Below are 1,895 nucleotides of genomic sequence, written 5' to 3' on the forward strand. Positions count from 1 at the left end.
GTGATGTCAGCTGCTTGAGCTATTGGATAGACCAAGAATCCTGTCGGAATGCTTTCTCCAAATCCTTTCTGAGCAATTTCTGTCTTGACAGTTGGATTACGCTCCAGACGTGCTAATGAAACCAGATTCATATAATACATAGACAACTCAGCCAACTCTGGAATCTGGCTTTGAATAAAAATAGTTGACTTACTTGGATCCAATCCAACTGCAAGGTAATCCAAAGCCACATTTCCGATAGACTCTACAATGGTTTGAGGATCTTTGGCATGATCTGTCAAGGCTTGTTGGTCAGCCAAGAACACAAACATATCATACTTATCCTCTTCCTGTAATAATACTCGATTTTTGAGACTTCCAACATAATGTCCAATATGCAATTTTCCTGTTGGACGGTCTCCTGTTAAAATAATGGGTTTAGTCATTTTGTTCTCCTTCGATATAGTCCCTTCAATTATAGCATTTTTTTAATGAAATAACCGCAATTTATCAAAATAAATCAACCTTACTATTCACGGATTTGTGTAAAGTATAATGTAAATATAATTTACACAAAATTGACAGATAAAAATTTGAATATTTCCGTATTTTCTAGTAGAATAAATATATTACACATATAGGAGAAAAACATTGCTTACAGTATCTGATGTTTCACTACGTTTTAGTGATCGCAAACTTTTTGATGATGTCAATATCAAATTTACAGAAGGAAATACTTATGGATTAATCGGTGCTAATGGTGCCGGAAAATCAACCTTTTTAAAAATTTTAGCTGGAGATATCGAACCTACTACTGGTCACATCTCTCTTGGTCCAGATGAGCGTCTCTCTGTTCTCCGTCAAAATCACTTTGACTATGAAGATGAACGTGCCATTGATGTCGTTATCATGGGAAATGAAAAACTTTATAGCATCATGAAAGAGAAAGATGCTATCTACATGAAGGAAGATTTCTCAGACGAGGACGGGGTTCGTGCTGCCGAACTCGAAGGAGAGTTTGCTGAGCTTGGAGGCTGGGAAGCAGAAAGCGAAGCCTCTCAACTCCTTCAAAACCTAAACATTCCAGAAGAATTACACTACCAAAACATGAGCGAATTGGCCAACGGTGAGAAAGTAAAGGTTCTCCTTGCCAAAGCACTTTTTGGTAAACCTGATGTTCTTCTTTTGGACGAGCCTACCAACGGTTTGGATATCCAATCGATTACTTGGTTAGAAGACTTCTTGATTGACTTTGATAACACCGTTATCGTAGTATCCCACGACCGTCACTTCTTAAACAAAGTATGTACTCACATGGCCGACCTTGACTTCGGAAAAATCAAACTCTATGTCGGAAACTATGACTTCTGGAAGGAATCTTCTGAACTCGCTGCTAAATTGCTAGCAGACCGTAATGCCAAAGCAGAAGAAAAAATTAAACAATTGCAAGAGTTCGTTGCTCGTTTCTCTGCTAATGCTTCTAAATCAAGACAAGCAACATCACGTAAGAAAATGCTTGATAAGATTGAACTTGAAGAAATTGTACCATCTAGTCGTAAATATCCATTTATCAACTTTAAAGCGGAGCGTGAGATTGGTAATGATCTCTTGACAGTAGAAAATCTAACTGTAAAGATTGATGGTGAGACTATTTTAGATAATATCAGCTTTATTTTGCGTCCAGGTGATAAAACAGCGCTTATTGGACAAAATGATATCCAAACGACTGCATTGATTCGTGCAATCATGGGAGACATTGACTATGAAGGAACTGTCAAGTGGGGAGTTACTACTAGCCGTTCTTACTTGCCAAAAGATAACTCGGCCGATTTTGCAGGGGGAGAGTCAATCCTTGACTGGTTGCGTCAATTCGCAAGTAAAGAAGAAGATGACAATACTTTCCTACGTGGCTTCCT

1 protein-coding gene and 1 pseudogene are annotated in these 1,895 nt (G+C 38.2%); one reads left to right on the forward strand and one right to left on the reverse strand.

All coding sequences use genetic code 11. From position 1 onward, the window contains the following. Positions 1-425: pseudogene (locus tag WKI42_RS10260) on the reverse strand (tryptophan--tRNA ligase); the annotation flags it as partial. A gap of 205 nt (positions 426-630) precedes the next feature. Here WKI42_RS10260 and WKI42_RS10265 point away from each other — a divergent pair. Then, positions 631-1,895, forward strand: a 1,265-nt coding sequence (locus tag WKI42_RS10265; RefSeq protein WP_368081870.1) for an ATP-binding cassette domain-containing protein, incomplete at its 3' end; no start/stop codon positions are given.

The sequence above is a fragment of the Streptococcus pseudopneumoniae genome, assembly GCF_038148935.1.
GTDB classification, from domain to species: domain Bacteria; phylum Bacillota; class Bacilli; order Lactobacillales; family Streptococcaceae; genus Streptococcus; species Streptococcus pseudopneumoniae_U.